The 14,455-nt window shown below is 66.9% G+C and carries 16 protein-coding genes; 6 read left to right on the top strand and 10 right to left on the bottom strand.

Annotated elements, in window-relative coordinates; translation table 11 throughout:
* Positions 1-18: 18 nt before the first annotated feature.
* The 3 genes from NKH51_RS03370 to NKH51_RS03360 form a co-directional block, all read right to left on the bottom strand.
* A complete protein-coding gene (locus NKH51_RS03370; protein ID WP_254763841.1) occupies positions 19-441 on the bottom strand; it encodes a DUF7988 family protein in 423 nt (140 codons plus the stop codon).
* A gap of 45 nt (positions 442-486) precedes the next feature.
* Entirely contained in the window at positions 487-1,659 is a 1,173-nt protein-coding gene (locus NKH51_RS03365) for a YhjD/YihY/BrkB family envelope integrity protein (protein ID WP_254763840.1), read from the bottom strand.
* A 73-nt stretch (positions 1,660-1,732) separates the two neighbouring features.
* On the bottom strand, positions 1,733-2,689 hold the full coding sequence (locus NKH51_RS03360; protein ID WP_254763839.1) for a sugar kinase: 957 nt from the start codon (positions 2,687-2,689) through the stop codon (positions 1,733-1,735).
* Between the two features lie 117 nt (positions 2,690-2,806).
* On the opposite strand from NKH51_RS03360, the gene NKH51_RS03355 reads away from it, so the two are divergent.
* A complete protein-coding gene (locus NKH51_RS03355) occupies positions 2,807-3,958 on the top strand; it encodes a hypothetical protein (protein ID WP_254763838.1) in 1,152 nt (383 codons plus the stop codon).
* Between the two features lie 6 nt (positions 3,959-3,964).
* Here NKH51_RS03355 and NKH51_RS03350 read toward each other — a convergent pair whose 3' ends face one another.
* Positions 3,965-5,434: an aldehyde dehydrogenase family protein gene (locus tag NKH51_RS03350; RefSeq protein WP_254763837.1), complete on the bottom strand. Its 1,470-nt coding sequence runs from the start codon at positions 5,432-5,434 to the stop codon at positions 3,965-3,967.
* 204 nt (positions 5,435-5,638) lie between these two features.
* Here NKH51_RS03350 and dpsA point away from each other — a divergent pair, with 204 nt between their 5' ends.
* A complete protein-coding gene (gene dpsA, locus NKH51_RS03345) occupies positions 5,639-6,184 on the top strand; it encodes a DNA starvation/stationary phase protection protein DpsA (RefSeq protein WP_254763836.1) in 546 nt (181 codons plus the stop codon).
* Between the two features lie 158 nt (positions 6,185-6,342).
* Here the strand turns inward: dpsA and NKH51_RS03340 are convergent, their stop codons facing one another.
* On the bottom strand, positions 6,343-6,510 hold the full coding sequence (locus NKH51_RS03340) for a DUF7331 family protein (protein ID WP_254763835.1): 168 nt from the start codon (positions 6,508-6,510) through the stop codon (positions 6,343-6,345).
* 225 nt (positions 6,511-6,735) lie between these two features.
* Between NKH51_RS03340 and NKH51_RS03335 the strand changes: the two genes are divergently transcribed.
* Positions 6,736-7,062: a hypothetical protein gene (locus tag NKH51_RS03335; RefSeq protein WP_254763834.1), complete on the top strand. Its 327-nt coding sequence runs from the start codon at positions 6,736-6,738 to the stop codon at positions 7,060-7,062.
* Between the two features lie 63 nt (positions 7,063-7,125).
* Complete coding sequence (locus tag NKH51_RS03330; RefSeq protein WP_254763833.1) at positions 7,126-7,623, top strand: macro domain-containing protein; 498 nt, start codon at positions 7,126-7,128, stop codon at positions 7,621-7,623.
* Here the strand turns inward: NKH51_RS03330 and purM are convergent.
* The 3 genes from purM to NKH51_RS03315 all read right to left on the bottom strand — a co-directional run bounded on the left by purM (position 7,620) and on the right by NKH51_RS03315 (position 11,079).
* The gene (gene purM / locus NKH51_RS03325) at positions 7,620-8,612 is read right to left on the bottom strand and encodes a phosphoribosylformylglycinamidine cyclo-ligase (RefSeq protein ID WP_254763832.1); all 993 of its coding nucleotides are present in this window, start codon (positions 8,610-8,612) and stop codon (positions 7,620-7,622) included. The genes NKH51_RS03330 and purM overlap by 4 nt on opposite strands.
* A gap of 71 nt (positions 8,613-8,683) precedes the next feature.
* Complete coding sequence (locus tag NKH51_RS03320; protein WP_254763831.1) at positions 8,684-9,313, bottom strand: metalloprotease; 630 nt, start codon at positions 9,311-9,313, stop codon at positions 8,684-8,686.
* The gene (locus tag NKH51_RS03315; protein ID WP_254763830.1) at positions 9,310-11,079 is read right to left on the bottom strand and encodes a TraB/GumN family protein; all 1,770 of its coding nucleotides are present in this window, start codon (positions 11,077-11,079) and stop codon (positions 9,310-9,312) included. The genes NKH51_RS03320 and NKH51_RS03315 overlap by 4 nt, the downstream gene beginning before the upstream one ends.
* Before the next feature lie 277 nt (positions 11,080-11,356).
* Here NKH51_RS03315 and NKH51_RS03310 point away from each other — a divergent pair, with 277 nt between their 5' ends.
* Positions 11,357-11,806 (top strand): acyl-CoA thioesterase, encoded by a 450-nt coding sequence (locus NKH51_RS03310; RefSeq protein ID WP_254763829.1) that lies wholly within the window; start codon positions 11,357-11,359, stop codon positions 11,804-11,806.
* A 26-nt stretch (positions 11,807-11,832) separates the two neighbouring features.
* Here NKH51_RS03310 and NKH51_RS03305 read toward each other — a convergent pair whose 3' ends face one another.
* Both NKH51_RS03305 and NKH51_RS03300 read right to left on the bottom strand, forming a co-directional pair.
* On the bottom strand, positions 11,833-12,390 hold the full coding sequence (locus NKH51_RS03305; RefSeq protein WP_254763828.1) for a DUF2238 domain-containing protein: 558 nt from the start codon (positions 12,388-12,390) through the stop codon (positions 11,833-11,835).
* Positions 12,391-12,487: 97 nt separating this feature from the next.
* Positions 12,488-12,625: a hypothetical protein gene (locus tag NKH51_RS03300; protein ID WP_254763827.1), complete on the bottom strand. Its 138-nt coding sequence runs from the start codon at positions 12,623-12,625 to the stop codon at positions 12,488-12,490.
* 240 nt (positions 12,626-12,865) lie between these two features.
* On the opposite strand from NKH51_RS03300, the gene glmM reads away from it, so the two are divergent.
* Positions 12,866-14,245, top strand: a complete 1,380-nt coding sequence (glmM, locus tag NKH51_RS03295; RefSeq protein ID WP_254763826.1) for a phosphoglucosamine mutase — start codon at positions 12,866-12,868, stop codon at positions 14,243-14,245.
* Positions 14,246-14,455 lie beyond the last annotated feature (210 nt).

Here is a 14,455-nt window from a genome sequence, read left to right as displayed (position 1 = left end):
ACGACGGCGCTCGCGCGATCACTCGAGCGAGACAGTCACGCCGATCCCGTCGCGCCGGCGGTAGGCAGGGGGCCGGTCGGGGTCGGAATCGCGAACGACTTCGAAGGCGTCGAACCGGATCACCAGCCGTCCAGGGTCGATCGTCGCCCGGAGGACGGGGCCGCGGCTCGTCACGACGACGTACGGCGGTGCCGGTACGGGGGTCGCCCGAAGATCGTAGCCGGTCGCGTCGACCGCATCGGCGAGCACGCCGGGCAGCGCCGCGAGCACCCCGGTCTCCTCGAGGGTTCGCTGCAGTCCCTCGGCGACGGCCTGGCTGTCCGTCGTGCGAGCGGTATCCCAGGGGTCGGCGATCGCGTTGGCGCAGGCGTCGATCCCGTCGACGACCGACGCGTGCTCGGTCTGGATGCGCCGCCGGGCGGCCCGGACTGGATGGGACACGGTCTTCGGTGGCACGGGAACTCACTAAGGTGTCCCGACTCGAGGCTACTTGTTCCGATTCTCGACGACGCCGATCTTCAGCGTCTCGGCTCGCCGCGACAGGCCGCGAAACCCCCGTCGCCACGACGTGCCCCGACTGGCCTCGAGTTCGCGTCGGAGCCGTTCGTTCTCGTCCGCAAGCGCCCGATTTTCGGCCTCGAGACCGTCGATCTTCGCATCGAGATCGTCGACGCGGTCCTCGAGTCGGTACCGGCGCGTCCGCTGGGCTTCGTGGTCGTTTCGCAGGGTATCGCGCTCCCGGCGAAGCTCCGAAATGCGCTCCTCGAGTCGTTCGCGCTCGCGAGCCGTCGAATCGACGAACGGTTCGCGGTCCGGGTCCTCGGGAATTCCCTCGAGCGAGTCGTCACCGGCGGTTGTCTCGTCGGGCTCGATCTCGATGTGGTCCGAGTGAGTGGCGTTGACGACGGCACCGACGAGCAACACCAGTCCGCCGAAGTACAACCATGTCAGCAAGAGGAGGATGGCCCCGACTGGGCCGGCCGACTCTGAGCTGCTCGAGAGGGAGACGTATATCTGGAACAGCGACTGGAGGGCCGCCCAGCCGACGGCGGCGACGATCACGCCCGGTAGCACCTGCCGAACGGAGACATCGACGTCGGGGAAGAAGTAGTACATCGGGAGGAACGCGATCGTCAACCCGACGACGAGCAACAGCGGATTCAACAGCCCTATGAAGGGAATGCTCGGGAAGAACGCGAACACGATGGTCGTTACCGCCGCCGCGACCAGCGCGACGCCGATGGCCCCGAAGACGACGACTCCGTCGCGCAGTTGGTCGGTCAAGGAGTTCTTCTCGGTCGTCGCGTAGATCTCGGAGAACGCGGTGTCGAGTCCGCGGAAGATCTTCAGCGCCCCCCAGAGGAGCACGACGATGCCGATTACTGACGTTCCGACGCTTCCGGTATCGCCTTCGATCCCCCCTTCGAGCAACACCTGGCCGCTCTCGGGGAGGAACCCTTCGGTCATCGACGACACTCGCGTCGCGAGGGCCTGGTCGCCAACGAGCGAGACGAGGAAAAAGAGGAGGACGAGCAGCGGGATCAGCGAGACGAACGCCTGATAGGCGATGCTCGCCGCCATGAACGTCACGTTCTTCTCTTGAATCCCCGTCACGACCGACTTCGCGAAGGTGACCGTGCCGCGGTCGCTGCTGCTCATACGGTATCGTCCGCCACAAACGCGGATAGCGGCCCGGCTTGCAACCACCTGTGTCGACTCGAGCAGCCGAACGCTACCGCTCGAGCACCGCCGTCACATCCTCACGCGTCGGGAGCGCAGTCATGGCACCCGGTGCGGTAGTCGCCGTCGCCGCGACTGCGTTCGCGAACGCCGCGGCGTCGGCGAGGTCGTGCCCGCGCTGGAGGGCGTCGATCGCCCCGCCGACGAACGCGTCGCCCGCCCCCGTCGTATCGACGGCGTCGACATCGAACCCCGGATGTTCGACCGCGTCCGCGGACCACGGCGCGTCGTCGCCAGCGGCGGCGACCGCCCCCTCGCTCCCGCGCGTCAGGACGACGGTGTGGCCCGACCAGCGGTCGATCGCCGCTCGAGCGAGCCCCCGCGGCGAGTCGCCGTCGACACCCAGCGCCTCGAGTTCGGCGACCGTCGCGAAACAGACGTCGACGTGGGCGAGCGCGTCGTCCATCGCAGCCGCGAACGTCTCCTCGTCCGACCACAGTTCGGGTCGCCAGTTCGGATCGAACGAGACGGTACAGCCCGCGGCCGCCGCGCGCTCGAGCAGGTCCAGCGTCGCCGCGCGCGCGGTGCCACTCGAGAGGGCGACGCCGCCGGCGTGGACCCACTCGCAGGCCGCCAGCGTCTCGTCGTCGATACGGCCGGGCTCGAGGCGCGTGTCGGCGGTTCCGTCGCGGTAGAAACTGAACTCGCGGTCGCCGGTCTCGTCGTGGGTGACGAACGCGAGCGCCGTCTTCGCGTCGGCGTCGCGCTCGACGAACCGATCAGGGAGGCCGTACTCGGCGAGCGTTCGCTCGAGATAGCGCCCGAACGAGTCGTCGCCGACGCGGGTCCAAAAGAACGGCGGGCGCTCGAGACGTGCAAGCGCGACGGCGACGTTTGCCGGCGCACCACCGGGGCGACGCTCGAAGCCGGCGACTTCCTCGAGCGGCCCCGACCGCTCGGGGATGAAATCGATCAGCGTCTCGCCGGTGACGAGGACGTTCCGGGCCATGTCTCACGTCGTCTACGTCCACGACGGTAGTCCGTTCGGTGTCCGTGACTGTGGCTCGGTGCCGTCAACGTGTCATGGGAAGAACCAAATAGTATCACTTTCGAACCCTCAGCAATCATGACTGAACTCCCGCGGCGAAAACTACTCGCGATGGGTGCGACAGGACTCGGTGTCGGCGGAGCCGGCTGTTTGAACGGCGATTCCACGACGGACGGGAACGGGTCCGAGACGTCCGAAAATCGGAGCGGCGACGAAGAGTCACTCGCGCCGCCGGCGCGATGGGTTCCGACCTCGGCAGGGTCTCGGCTGTTCTTTCAGTACACGGATCTCGAGACCGTCCGGAGCCACGAAGAGAAACTCACTACCGAGACGCTCGAAGAAATTCCGTCCGCGCCACACGGCGCCGGCGGCCGGGTCGTCGGCCGCATGGAAACGGAGCCGACGTTCGAGTACGTCCTCGAGTTCGGTCCGTCCGGCGAGGGTGGACACTACGTGATGGGCGGCGAGTTCGACCTCGCCGGGCTGGACCTCGGCGACCCCATCGAAACAGTCGGCGAGTTCGAACGCTACGAAGCAGCGGGAGCCGAACTCGCCGCCTCGAGCGAGACGCTGGTCGTCGTCGATCCCGAGAGCGGTAGTCTCGACGACGTGCTGGCGACGGGACTCGACGGGACGGATCGACGGGTAGACGGTGACGGGTCGTTCGAGACGATACTCGAGCACGTCGGCGAGGAGACGCTCGCGTACGGTGTCGTGCCCGAATCGGCCGACGAAATCGCCGTCGGACGGTCGTGGTCGGTCGCCGCCGAAACGGCGACGTACACCCAGGTCATGGCCGGTATGGACACGTCCGACGTCGACGAGGATCAGCTGGAATCCGAACTCGCCACCCAGTCTCCGTTCACCGGACTCGACGAGTTTTCGCTCGATATCGAGGGCGACACCGTCCTCGCCACGGGGACCATCCCCGTGAGCGAGTTCCAGTACGTCGACTCGATCTCGAAACACCAGGCCGGCACCGGCAGACCGCTCCGTGCGACCGTCTCCGTCGACGTCGAAACGGCCACGCAGTCGGTTACCGTGGTGCTCGGGTCTATCGGGAGCGGCCGCGTCGAACTCCGCGACAGCAGGGGGACGCGGGCAACGTTGACCGAAGAAGGCGAGGAAGCGACGCTCGAGTACGAGATCGACGCGACCGAGACGATTTCCGTGGTCGTCGTCGGCGGCGACGAGGAGTCGGTGCTGGTGCGCAAAACGGTCGAGTTCTGACCGGATTCAGAGCACGATACTCTTCTGGCGCATCATCGCGTGGATCGAGGCGTCGAGGCCCTCGCGGCCGATCCCCGAGTCCTTGTTGCCGCCGAAGGGCACATCGCCGAGGCCGTGGCTGGGCGCGCCGTTGATCCGGACCGCGCCGGCATCGATGCGCTCGGCCATCCGCATCGCGCGCTTGTAGTCGTTCGTGAACACCGCCGCGTCGAGCGCGAGGTCGGAGCCGTTGGCGATCTCTAAGGCCTCGGTCTCGTCGTCGAACGTGGTGATCGCCGCGATGGGGCCGAACTGCTCTTCGTCGATGAGTCGGGCGTCGTGGGGGACGTTCGCGAGCAACGTCGGCTCGAAGAACTGGTTGCCGAGTTCGTCCGGGACGCCCTCGGGGGCGCGGCGTTCGCCGCCGCGGATCAGGTCGGCCCCCTTCTCGACGGCGTCGTCGACGAGTTCCTCGACCCAGTCGGCCTGCTCCTCGCTGATGAGCGGGCCGAAAGCGGTGGTCTCGTCGAAGAGGTCGCCGGCCTGCCAGGCGTCCATCTGCCCGTCGAGCAGGTCGACGAGGTCGTCGTGGACTGACTCGTGGGCGAGCACGCGCGAGATGGCCGAGCAGCGCTGGCCGGCGTACTTGAACGAGCCCTTGGCGCAGTTGCCCGCCACGTCGGCGAGGTCGGCGTCCTCGAAGACGACCGCCGGAGCGTTGCCGCCCAGTTCCATGTGGAGGTTGACCATGCCGCTCTCGCGGGCGACGTGTTTGCCCGCGCCCGAGGAGCCGGTCATGGCGATGGCGTTGACGCGGTCGTCGCCGGCCAGTACGTCGCCGATCTCGCTCGCCTCGCCGGGGACGAAGTTGAACGCGCCCTCGGGGATCCCGTCGACGTCGGTGATGACGTCCGCGAGGATCGCGGCCGAGACGGGCGTCTTGCTCGCGGGCTTGAGCAGCACGCTGTTGCCGGCCGCGAGCGCGGGCGCGACCTGCAGCGCCGTCGTCGCCAGCGGATAGTTGTAGGGCGTGATACAGAGGACAGCGCCGATGGGTTCGTGCTTGACGATCGCCTGCCAGCCCTCGTGGCCCGCCGTCGAGCCCTCGAGGTACTCGCCTTTGTTGACGATGTTACGTGCTTCCTCGGCCGCGCGGTCGAATCGCTCGGCTGCCTGTCCGACCTCGCCGCGGGCCGACGAGATCGGTTTCCCCGCCTCGCGGACGATGACCTCAGCGAGTTCCTCCTCGCGTGTGCGAAGTCCATCGGCGATCGCTTCACACCACTCAGCGCGTTCGACGACCGTCGTCTCGCGCATGGTCGGTTTGATCTCGTGGGCCGCCGCGAGCGCCGCCCGCGCCTCCGCCGGCCCCGCCGCGGCGACCTGCGCGAAGGTCCCGCCCTCGGCGAGGTCCGAGACCGACAGCGCGTTCTCGGCCTCGAGCCACTCGCCGTCGACGTACAGTCGCTCCCGCCGCTGGGCGATTCTCGTTGCCATACCCTCCCTTGGAGTCGAAGGTTGAAAATGTTTACTCGACCTCGAAAAAACAAACGCTTTCTTGAGGGTGTCGTTTGGTAACACGTTCTGAAACCGGGACCGGGAAGTAAAACTCTCAGTATAGGAATCTGAGTTTCGAGCTAGCAAAGAAATGTTCCATACTGGGTAAGCTTTAAGTAGAATGCGCGTGTACTCCGAGATAGGATGAGTACTCAAAAGACCGTTCGTCAGCAGGCCGGCACCGTCGAAGAGAACGCGCTTCGCCTCGAGCAGGACAAAGCCGAGCAGATCGTCGAGGCACTAAACACCGAACTGGCGAACTCCTACGTCCTCTACCATCAGCTCAAGAAACACCACTGGGTCGTCGAGGGCGCGGAGTTTCTCCCGCTTCACAAGTTCCTCGAGGAGGCCTACGAACACGTCGAGGAGGGCGCGGACATCATCGCCGAGCGCGCACAGGCGCTGGGCGGCGTCCCCGTCTCCGGCCCCGCGGCTCAGGAGGAACGCGCCACGGTCGAGTTTGAGGGCGAAGACGTCTACGACATCCGCACGATGTTCGAAAACGACCTCGAGATGTACGGCGACATCATCCAGTCGATGCGCGGTAGCATCGAACTCGCCGAGAACCTCGGTGACCCCGCGACCGCCGAGATCCTGCGCGAGATCCTCGTCCAGTTAGAGGAAGACGGCCACCACTTCGAACACTACCTCGAAGACGACACGCTCGTCCTCGACGAAGCAACGCACTAACCGCCCGGTTCGATCGGTCGGCGACGAACTGACAAGGCGAATCGTGCCGACGGCTGTCGACGAGCGCAGATGCGAAGACGATTTTTCGGCCGGAGAAGATAGCTATCGACAGTTCACGGTCGGCACTGAGACGAGTCGATCGTGAGAGTCGGGCCCGGTCAGCGCTCGAGTTGGACGGCGAGATCCGTCGCGATCCAGCCGTCGCTGTTGTCGCGTTCGGTAAAGACGATCTTTCCGGGACGGGTTTCGTGGCTCGTCACGGTCACGGCCGGTTCGTCGGGTTCACCTTCGAATTTGCGATCCTCCCTGCGGGCGGGTGCTTCCATCAAGAGAAGTTAGGTGGGCCTAATTCTAAAAAGGTTTTGGTCCGCCTAAGATCCCGAGAACGGTCGCTCGAGCGACTGGCCGGAACAGGAGCGTGCCCTTATCGGTGAGACGGCCTCCCCGTGAGCGACTCACCGAGAGTTCGACCACGAGGGCCACTGCGTGCTAGCGCTCGAGTGCTCACGAAGATAGTATCATTTTTCCCGATTGACCGAAACGATCATCATATGCGTTCACACGAGAACCGGTCACAGGGTGCGAACGGTCGGTGGCGAGGACGGGAGCTGGTCGCGCGGCTGTTCGACATCGATACCAGTCGCGTCGAATCGTTGAGCTGGTCCCTCGGCAATCGCGTGACGGTCGAAGCGGATGCAACGCGGCGCTTCGAACTCGCACATCGACGCTCCATGCGGTCGGTGACCGCGTTCGAGGTAACCAACTACACCTGCGTCCTGCGGCTCCGAACGCCGATCGGCCGCGAGAAATTCTACGGCGTCGCAAACACCGATATCGCGATCCCTCCCGCCAGCGACGAGTGGGTCCGCGCCGACTAACCCTCACCCCGACGATCGGTCGTCACGGTCAGGTTCTTTGTGCTCGCTCCGGAAGCTCCGCGTATGGAGTACGGCTTCGTTCAGGGCGACATCGCCGACCAGTCCGCCGACGCGCTCGTCAACGCCGCCGGCACGAGCCTCCGAATGGGGTCGGGCGTCGCCGGCGCGCTCCGTCGCGGCGCGGGCGAGGAGATCAACGACGCCGCGATGGAGAAGGGGCCAATCGACCTCGGTGCCGTCGCGGTCACCGACGCCTACGACCTCGAGGCCGAGTACGTCATCCACGCCGCGGCGATGCCCCACTACGGAGACGGCCAGGCTACGGCGGAGAGCATCCGCGATGCAACCCGCAACGCGCTCGAGCGGGCCGACGACCTCGGCTGTGAGTCGATCGTCGTCCCGGCGTTGGGCTGTGGCGTCGCCGGCTTCGACTTGATGGACGGTGCCGAGATCATCGGCGAGGAGGTCCGGAACTACGAGCCGGAAACGCTCGCGGACGTTCGCCTGATCGCTTACAGCGACGCGGAGTACGACGCGATGCGGTCGGCGACCGAACGTTAGGACAGCGAGAGGCCGCGGATTTCGACCGAGTTCCCGTCTTCGACGCGGCCGATGACCCGTCCGTCCGTTTCCGCGACGAGGTCGTCGGCCCGTTCCTCGGGCACCGCGACGACGAAGCCGGTTCCCATGTTGAACGTGCGGTGCATCTCCGCGTCGGTGACGTTGCCCTCCTCCTGTACGAACTCGAAGACCGGCTGGGCCGGCAGCGGATCTTCTATCGTGTACTTGCGCTCGCCCATCCGCAGCAGGTTCGTCCAGCCGCCGCCCGTGACGTGGGCCGCGGCGCGGACGCCGTGGTCGCGCATCGGCTCGAGCAGATCGGTGTAGATCCGGGTCGGGCGCAGCAGTTCCTCGCCGATCGTCCGCTCGGGGGCCAGCGGGAACGGATCGGTGTAGTCGTGCTCCCGCGTCGCGGCCTCACGGGCCAGCGTCAGGCCGTTCGAGTGGATGCCGTTCGAGGGGAAGCCGACGAGCGCGTCGCCGACTTCGGCCTCGCCCTCGAGGATGTCGTCTTTCTCCGCCAGCCCGGCGCAGGTCCCGGCCAGGTCGAACCCTTTCACGACCTCGGGCATCACCGCCGTCTCGCCGCCGAGCATCGTGAGGTCGGCTTGTTCTAACCCCACCGCAAGCCCCTCGCCGATCTGGTTGGTCAGCTCCTCGTCGGGTTCGTCGATCGCCAGGTAATCGACGAACGCGACGGGTTCGACGCCGGCCGCAACGAGATCGTTGACGTTCATCGCGATGCAGTCGATGCCGATCGTCGAGAAGTCCTCGATCGCTTCTGCGACGAGCAGCTTCGTGCCGACGCCGTCGGTTGCCAGCGCCAGGTACCGGTCGCCGATGTCGATCAGGCCGGCATACTCGGTCCGCAGGTCGCTGCCGAAGGCCTCGAGCAGCGCCGCGGTCGCGTCCTCGCTGGCCTCGATGTCGACGCCGGTCTCGGCGTAGGTGAGCCGTTCGTCGTCCGCATCGGTCGCTGGATCGGTCATGTCTGAACGACCTCTCGGGGTGAGCAAAAGGTCACCGGTCCGGCGGAGACGACGGTGCGGCGACGAACTCGTCAGAACAGCCCGACGCGGAAGATCACGAACGCCGCGAGCGCCACGCTCGGGACGAAGACCAGCGCGAAGACGCCCTTGTGCCACTCGAGGACGGACTTGCCGTCCAGCGGGCCGAAGGGGATCATGTTGAACGCCGCGAGGAAGAAGTTGATCCAGATCCCCATCTGGCCGACGACTCCCAACACGCCGGGAAAGATCATCAGCGGGAGGAAAAGCAGCGCGAGAAAGAGGTTCGTCACCGGCCCCGCGAGCGCGATTAGCCCGTTCTCCCGCGTCGTGATCTGGCCGCGGTGGTAGACGGCACCCGGCGCGGCGACCAGAAATCCGATCAACGCGCCCATGATCGCGAGGAAGAGCATCTGGTAGTCCGCGCGGAACTCGGCGAGCTGGCCGAACTCGATCGCGACCATCTTGTGTGCGATCTCGTGGAGCAGGAAGGACACGCCGACCGTGACGAGGCTCAACGCGACCATCGTCAGAAAGAAGCCGACGCTCTCGCCCATGTGGACCGGCGCGAACAGCAGCGCGAAGGCGACGCTGAGCGTGAGCCACGCGATGGCCAGGTCGCGAAGCTCCCGGTCGCTGAACTGGAGTTCCGACTCGGATTGCTGCTGGGGTCGGTAGCTCATAGCAGTCCCCGGAGGAGCTCGAGGCTGTTTCTCGCGCCCTGCAGCAGTTCGCCCATGAGCGCGTCGACGCCGCCGATCTCGGGGGCGAGCCACGGCAACACGACGAACGGGAACAGCGCCGTCGCGATCATGCTCCCGATGTTCGTCAGCGCAACGATCATGATGAGCCGGAACAGCGGCACGTCGAACATCGCCCCGATGGCTTCGTCGATCGGCCGTTCAGTGTCGCCGACGATCTCGTTTAGCGTCTGGATGTCGCGAACGTTGACCGGCCGGTGTTTGAGTTCGACGTAGCCGGCGAACCAGCCGGGCGCGAGCAGCGGGTTGATGCTCGTCAGCCAGGCGATCGCGCCGCCGACGCCCGCGCTGGTCCAGCGCGCGCCGGCCAGCCGCGCCAGCGTGAACGCGAAGATCCCGTTGAACAGGAACCAGGCGACGAACAGCTTCAGCAGGAACGTGTTCTGAACTCCCGCCATAATCAGCAGGAAGAAAAACGCCAGGAAGCCGACCATGATCAGGTAGCCGACGATCTTCAGCGGCGAGAATCTGCGGCTGGAGGCCGTACCCGACAGCGACTCGAGCGACGGAATATTGGCCGGATTCTGCAGGTGGCGCTCGATGCCGGCCTTGTGGCCCGCGCCGACGACGGCGAGCACGTCGTACCCCTGCTCGCGGAGCTCGTGGAGGTTGTGTGCGATGTAGGCGTCGCGCTCGTCGATCAGCGCGTTCGCGCCCCGCGGGCTGAAGCGGCGGAACTCCTCCATCATGGCGGCGACGACGTCGCCGTCGGTCATCTCTTCGATGTCGATCTCGTCGATCTCCTCGACGTCGCCGCCGACGGCCTCGAGGAAGAGGCCGAGAACGGCCCCGATCGAGACGCCGACCCCGAGCCCGGCGAGGACGCCGGTCGTTCCCCGAACCGCGTAGATACCGGCACTCTCGGCGGCACCCGCCGTGAACGGACCGACGAAGGTGTCGGTCGCGACCAGCGCGAGACAGCCGGCGATCCCGAGTCCCACGCCGGCGAGGACTCGTATCGAGAACCCGGAGAGATAGCCACCGGTGTATCGCCCGGCGGACTCGAGGGGCGGGAGAAAGAGCAACCCGACGAACGCGCCGACGAGCGCGCCGATCGCGCCGCCGCCGACGTACTGTAACGTCGTCGGCGCGGTGACGCCGACCAGCAGGAGATCGCCGAATCCGAGCAAGGGAGCGAGAAACGCGCCGACGAGGAAGCCGACGACGATCCCGCCGATCGCACCGAAGGTGAGCCCGATCGTCCGGGGATCGGTGATCCCCAGCGCGAGCCCGCCGATCATCTTCAGCTTCTCGGTGACGGAGAGGCGCCGCCAGAACCGCTGGATCGTGATCTGGATGTCGCGATCGACCAGCGCGACGCCGCTGCCGTGTTCCTCGGCGGCCTCGATCGCGGCGCGCATGTCGGCTCCGGGTTCGATGTCGAACTGATCGCCGAGTCGGGACTGGACGTACGACAGCATCCAGTAGGCCAGAAACTGGAAGACGGTGTTGCCCGAGAGGAGATCCTCCGCCTCGATGTCGTCGGGCGTTCCGCCTTGCATCTGACGGTAGCGGCCCTCGTCGAGTTCGACGGCGACGACGTCCGGCCGCTCCCGTTCGATCGTTTCTCGTACTTCGTCGACGCTCGCCTGCGAGACGTGTGCCGTTCCGAGGACTTCGACGGAGCCGCGGTCGCGGTCGGGTGGGGCTGGCGGCTCCGGCACGTCGGCCTCGCCTGCATCGCTCATTACCCGATCAACTCGGCGGCGACTTTTACCAGTATCGGACCCGGAACCGACGTAAAATACTTCGACTCGAGCGGGGTCGCTCCGCCGACGGTGGGTTGAGCGGCGGACGCGCCGCTGCGCTATCGGACGGCGGCCGGGGAGCGAGCCGGTATCGGTGGACGCGCCGGGGGAAGGCCAGCGAGGAGGCGGTCAGAAGGGCTCCGATGACCGCCGCGTAGGCGAGATGGGGAACGCGCCGAAAGCAAGACTGATTGCCGGTGTGAGGAAACGTCGCGCAATGACGGATCTCACGGAGACGATCGTCGAGAACCGCGAGATGGTCCAGCCCAACCACGCCAACATGCTCGAGACGGCCCACGGCGGCAACGTCATGAAGTGGATGGACGAGGTCGGGGCGATGTCTGCCATGCGGTTTTCGGGCGAGACCTGCGTCACCGCTCGGGTCGAAAGCATGAACTTCGAGCGGTCGATCGCCGTGGGCGACACGGCCTACATCACCGCCTACGTCTACGACGCGGGCACCTCGAGCGTGAAGGTGCGGCTGCTCACCGAGCGCGAGGACCTGCGGACGCGCGAGCGCGAGCAGACGACGGAGTCGTACTTCGTCTACGTCGCGATCGACGACGACAACGAGCCGACGACCGTGCCCAGCCTGACGGTCAGCACCGAGAAGGGCGAGCGACTTCGTCGGGCCGCGCTCGCGAACGAGGAACAGCGGTCCGAATAAGCCGCCCCTCGCGACGGGACCGGTCGCTACTCGGCCGGCTCGAGGTTGCCGAGGACGCGATCGCCGAAGACGAGGACGAGCAACGCGCCGACGAGATCGAAGACGAGGTCGAACAGCGTGTCGGCCCGCCCGTAGGTGACGAGCAGCGGCTCGAGGCCGACCCAGTCGGCGACCGTGTGGACGACGTACTCGCCGATCTCCCAGAGCACGCCGGCAACGGCGACGATCGCGACGACCCGCGGGCGGGGATCGCGGCCGCGGCGACGGGCCGCCGCGAAGACGGCGCCGCCGAGCAGCGTCGCCGAGTGGGTGTGCGTGAGGTGGTCCCACCACCAGACATCGTCGTAGGGGCCGAGCATACCGACGGCGTGGGTGAGCATCGCGCTCTGGAGATAGACGCGCTGCCAGGCTTGGAACTCGATGTCGTACCGTCGTTCGGCCACGCCGGGGAGATACGTCGCCGCGAGGGCGACGACTGCGTTCACGACTGCGCCCGGATTCCGCCGGCGAACGCCGACGACGAAGACGGCGAGAATAGCATACCGGATCCCGCGCTCCGCTTCCCGCCCGACGGTCGTTTGCATCCTGTGCCGACAGGTGTCGGCTTCTCGAGCATAAAACTCCCGTCACGCCGCCGCGATATCGGCGAGCGCTCGAATCGGCGAACCGAAGTCGGCCGCCTCACTCGGCGCGCTTCTCGGCGAGGTGTTCCCAGATTTCCGTGCAGCCGGCACCTTCCTCGATATCGTCCAGATGGGCGTCGTCTCGCTGCTCGTCCGACTCGGTCGCCTCCCGATAGTCTTCGACTGCGTCTGTCATCGGACGGAAAAAGAACGGGCGGGCGCATAAAAACTCGATAGCGAGCAACACGTACCCGTACTCGCGCCTGTCGGACAGCCCTGCCGCTATCTCGGATGCCACCGTATCGGGCGACACGACGGGCTCGAGGGGTATCGAGGGCTCTCCACCGGGTTGGCGGTTCGAGGGCGTGTCGAAAGACGGCACCCGTCTCGGTCTAACGACTGCATAATAATCCCCGCGTCGTCGCCGATACTCGCTATGTTCGGAACCAGCGGTATCCGTGGTCCCGTCGGCTCGGAAGTGACGGCCGCCCTCGCGCTCTCGGTCGGTCGTGCCGTCGCCTCGGAGGACTACGACTGCGTCGTCGTCGGACGAGACGTTCGAAAGAGCGGAGCGGTGCTGGTCGACGCGCTCACCGCCGGCCTCCGCGAGTGCGGCGCGGACGTCCTCGAGGCCGGAGTCGCGTCGACGCCGACGATCGCTCGAGCCGTCGCGCGGACGGACGCGGACGCTGGCGTCGTCGTCACCGCTTCGCACAACCCCGCACCGGACAACGGGATCAAACTCTGGTCGGCGTCGGGGAAGGCGTTCGGCCCCGAGCGGCTGGCCGCCATCGAATCGCGGGTCGGCGACGACGAGTACGACCTGCAGTCGTGGGACGAACAGGGCTCGAGCGAGCCACTGGCGGACGCGACCGATCGCCACGCGGCGGCACTGCGCGAAGCGGTCACGGTAGCGGACCCGCCGAGCATCGTCGTCGATATCGGCAACGGGACCGGTGGGCTCACCGCAGGTGTTCTCTCCGATCTCGGCTGCGAGGTCACGACGCTGAACGGCCAACGGGACGGCGCGTTTCCCGGCAGGCCGAGCGAGCCGACCCGAGAGACGCTCGGCGACCTCTCGGCGCTCGTCGCAGCGACCGACGCCGACCTCGGGATCGCCCACGACGGCGACGCAGACCGGATGCAGGCCGTCGACGAAACGGGTGCGTTCGTCCCCAAAGACGCGCTCCTCGCGCTGTTCGCCCGTGAAGCCGCGAGCGACGGCGACACCGTCGCCGCGCCGGTCGGGACGAGCATGGCCGTCGACGACGCGCTCGCGGCGGTCGGCGCGTCGGTGACGCGAACGCGGGTCGGCGACGGCTTCGTGGCCGACCGCGCCGCACGGTCTGACGTGGTTTTCGGCGGCGAACCCAGCGGCGCGTGGATCTGGCCGGACGAAACGCCCTGCCCGGACGGCCCGCTCGCCGCGTGCAAGCTCGCCGAACTCGTCGCCGATCGGGGACCGCTGTCCGCGCTCGTCGCGAGCGTCGAGACCCATCCGATCCGCCGCACGTCGCTCGAGGTCGCGGACAAAAATGCCGTGATGGACCGGGTTCGCGACCGCGTTCGCGAGCGGTACGACGACATCGACGCGCTCGACGGCGTCTACGTCGACCTCGAGGACGGCTGGTTCCTCCTGCGCGCGAGCGGCACCGAGCCGCTCGTCCGCGTCACGGCCGAAGCGCGAACCGCGACGCGGGCCGAGCGACTGGAAGCCGACGCCGTCGACGTGCTCGAGGACGCGATCGCTGCGGGTTCGAACCCGGAGCGGGAGTCGGACCGAGACGCCGATCTGCTCGCACCGGATCGGCCGTGACCGACCGACGACCGGTATCGGCCCGCCCCGCTCGCATCGGTCGTCAGTGCCTGTACCCGTCGATTCAGTGCGACGGAACGATTTATCGGATCGATAATGAAGTGTTTCGTCGCGCTCGCGGGACGTAGAGACGTGGTGCAACGAACGCACCGCTGTCGCGCCGCGTCGGCAGCGGGAACGGGAACACCGATTACACACATGACGCAGGAA

It is taken from the genome of Natrinema marinum, assembly GCF_024296685.1.
Classification (GTDB): domain Archaea; phylum Halobacteriota; class Halobacteria; order Halobacteriales; family Natrialbaceae; genus Natrinema; species Natrinema marinum.
This window is presented reverse-complemented; position numbering and strand designations above follow the sequence as displayed.

Coding starts and splice junctions, on each gene's coding strand:
- NKH51_RS03365 (WP_254763840.1), bottom strand. CDS start 1,659: ATGAGCAGCAGCGACCGCGGCACGGTCACCTTCGCGAAGTCGGTCGTG.
- NKH51_RS03360 (WP_254763839.1), bottom strand. CDS start 2,689: ATGGCCCGGAACGTCCTCGTCACCGGCGAGACGCTGATCGATTTCATC.
- NKH51_RS03355 (WP_254763838.1), top strand. CDS start 2,807: ATGACTGAACTCCCGCGGCGAAAACTACTCGCGATGGGTGCGACAGGA.
- NKH51_RS03350 (WP_254763837.1), bottom strand. CDS start 5,434: ATGGCAACGAGAATCGCCCAGCGGCGGGAGCGACTGTACGTCGACGGC.
- dpsA (WP_254763836.1), top strand. CDS start 5,639: ATGAGTACTCAAAAGACCGTTCGTCAGCAGGCCGGCACCGTCGAAGAG.
- NKH51_RS03340 (WP_254763835.1), bottom strand. CDS start 6,510: ATGGAAGCACCCGCCCGCAGGGAGGATCGCAAATTCGAAGGTGAACCC.
- NKH51_RS03335 (WP_254763834.1), top strand. CDS start 6,736: ATGCGTTCACACGAGAACCGGTCACAGGGTGCGAACGGTCGGTGGCGA.
- NKH51_RS03330 (WP_254763833.1), top strand. CDS start 7,126: ATGGAGTACGGCTTCGTTCAGGGCGACATCGCCGACCAGTCCGCCGAC.
- purM (WP_254763832.1), bottom strand. CDS start 8,612: ATGACCGATCCAGCGACCGATGCGGACGACGAACGGCTCACCTACGCC.
- NKH51_RS03320 (WP_254763831.1), bottom strand. CDS start 9,313: ATGAGCTACCGACCCCAGCAGCAATCCGAGTCGGAACTCCAGTTCAGC.
- NKH51_RS03315 (WP_254763830.1), bottom strand. CDS start 11,079: ATGAGCGATGCAGGCGAGGCCGACGTGCCGGAGCCGCCAGCCCCACCC.
- NKH51_RS03310 (WP_254763829.1), top strand. CDS start 11,357: ATGACGGATCTCACGGAGACGATCGTCGAGAACCGCGAGATGGTCCAG.
- NKH51_RS03305 (WP_254763828.1), bottom strand. CDS start 12,390: ATGCAAACGACCGTCGGGCGGGAAGCGGAGCGCGGGATCCGGTATGCT.
- NKH51_RS03300 (WP_254763827.1), bottom strand. CDS start 12,625: ATGACAGACGCAGTCGAAGACTATCGGGAGGCGACCGAGTCGGACGAG.
- glmM (WP_254763826.1), top strand. CDS start 12,866: ATGTTCGGAACCAGCGGTATCCGTGGTCCCGTCGGCTCGGAAGTGACG.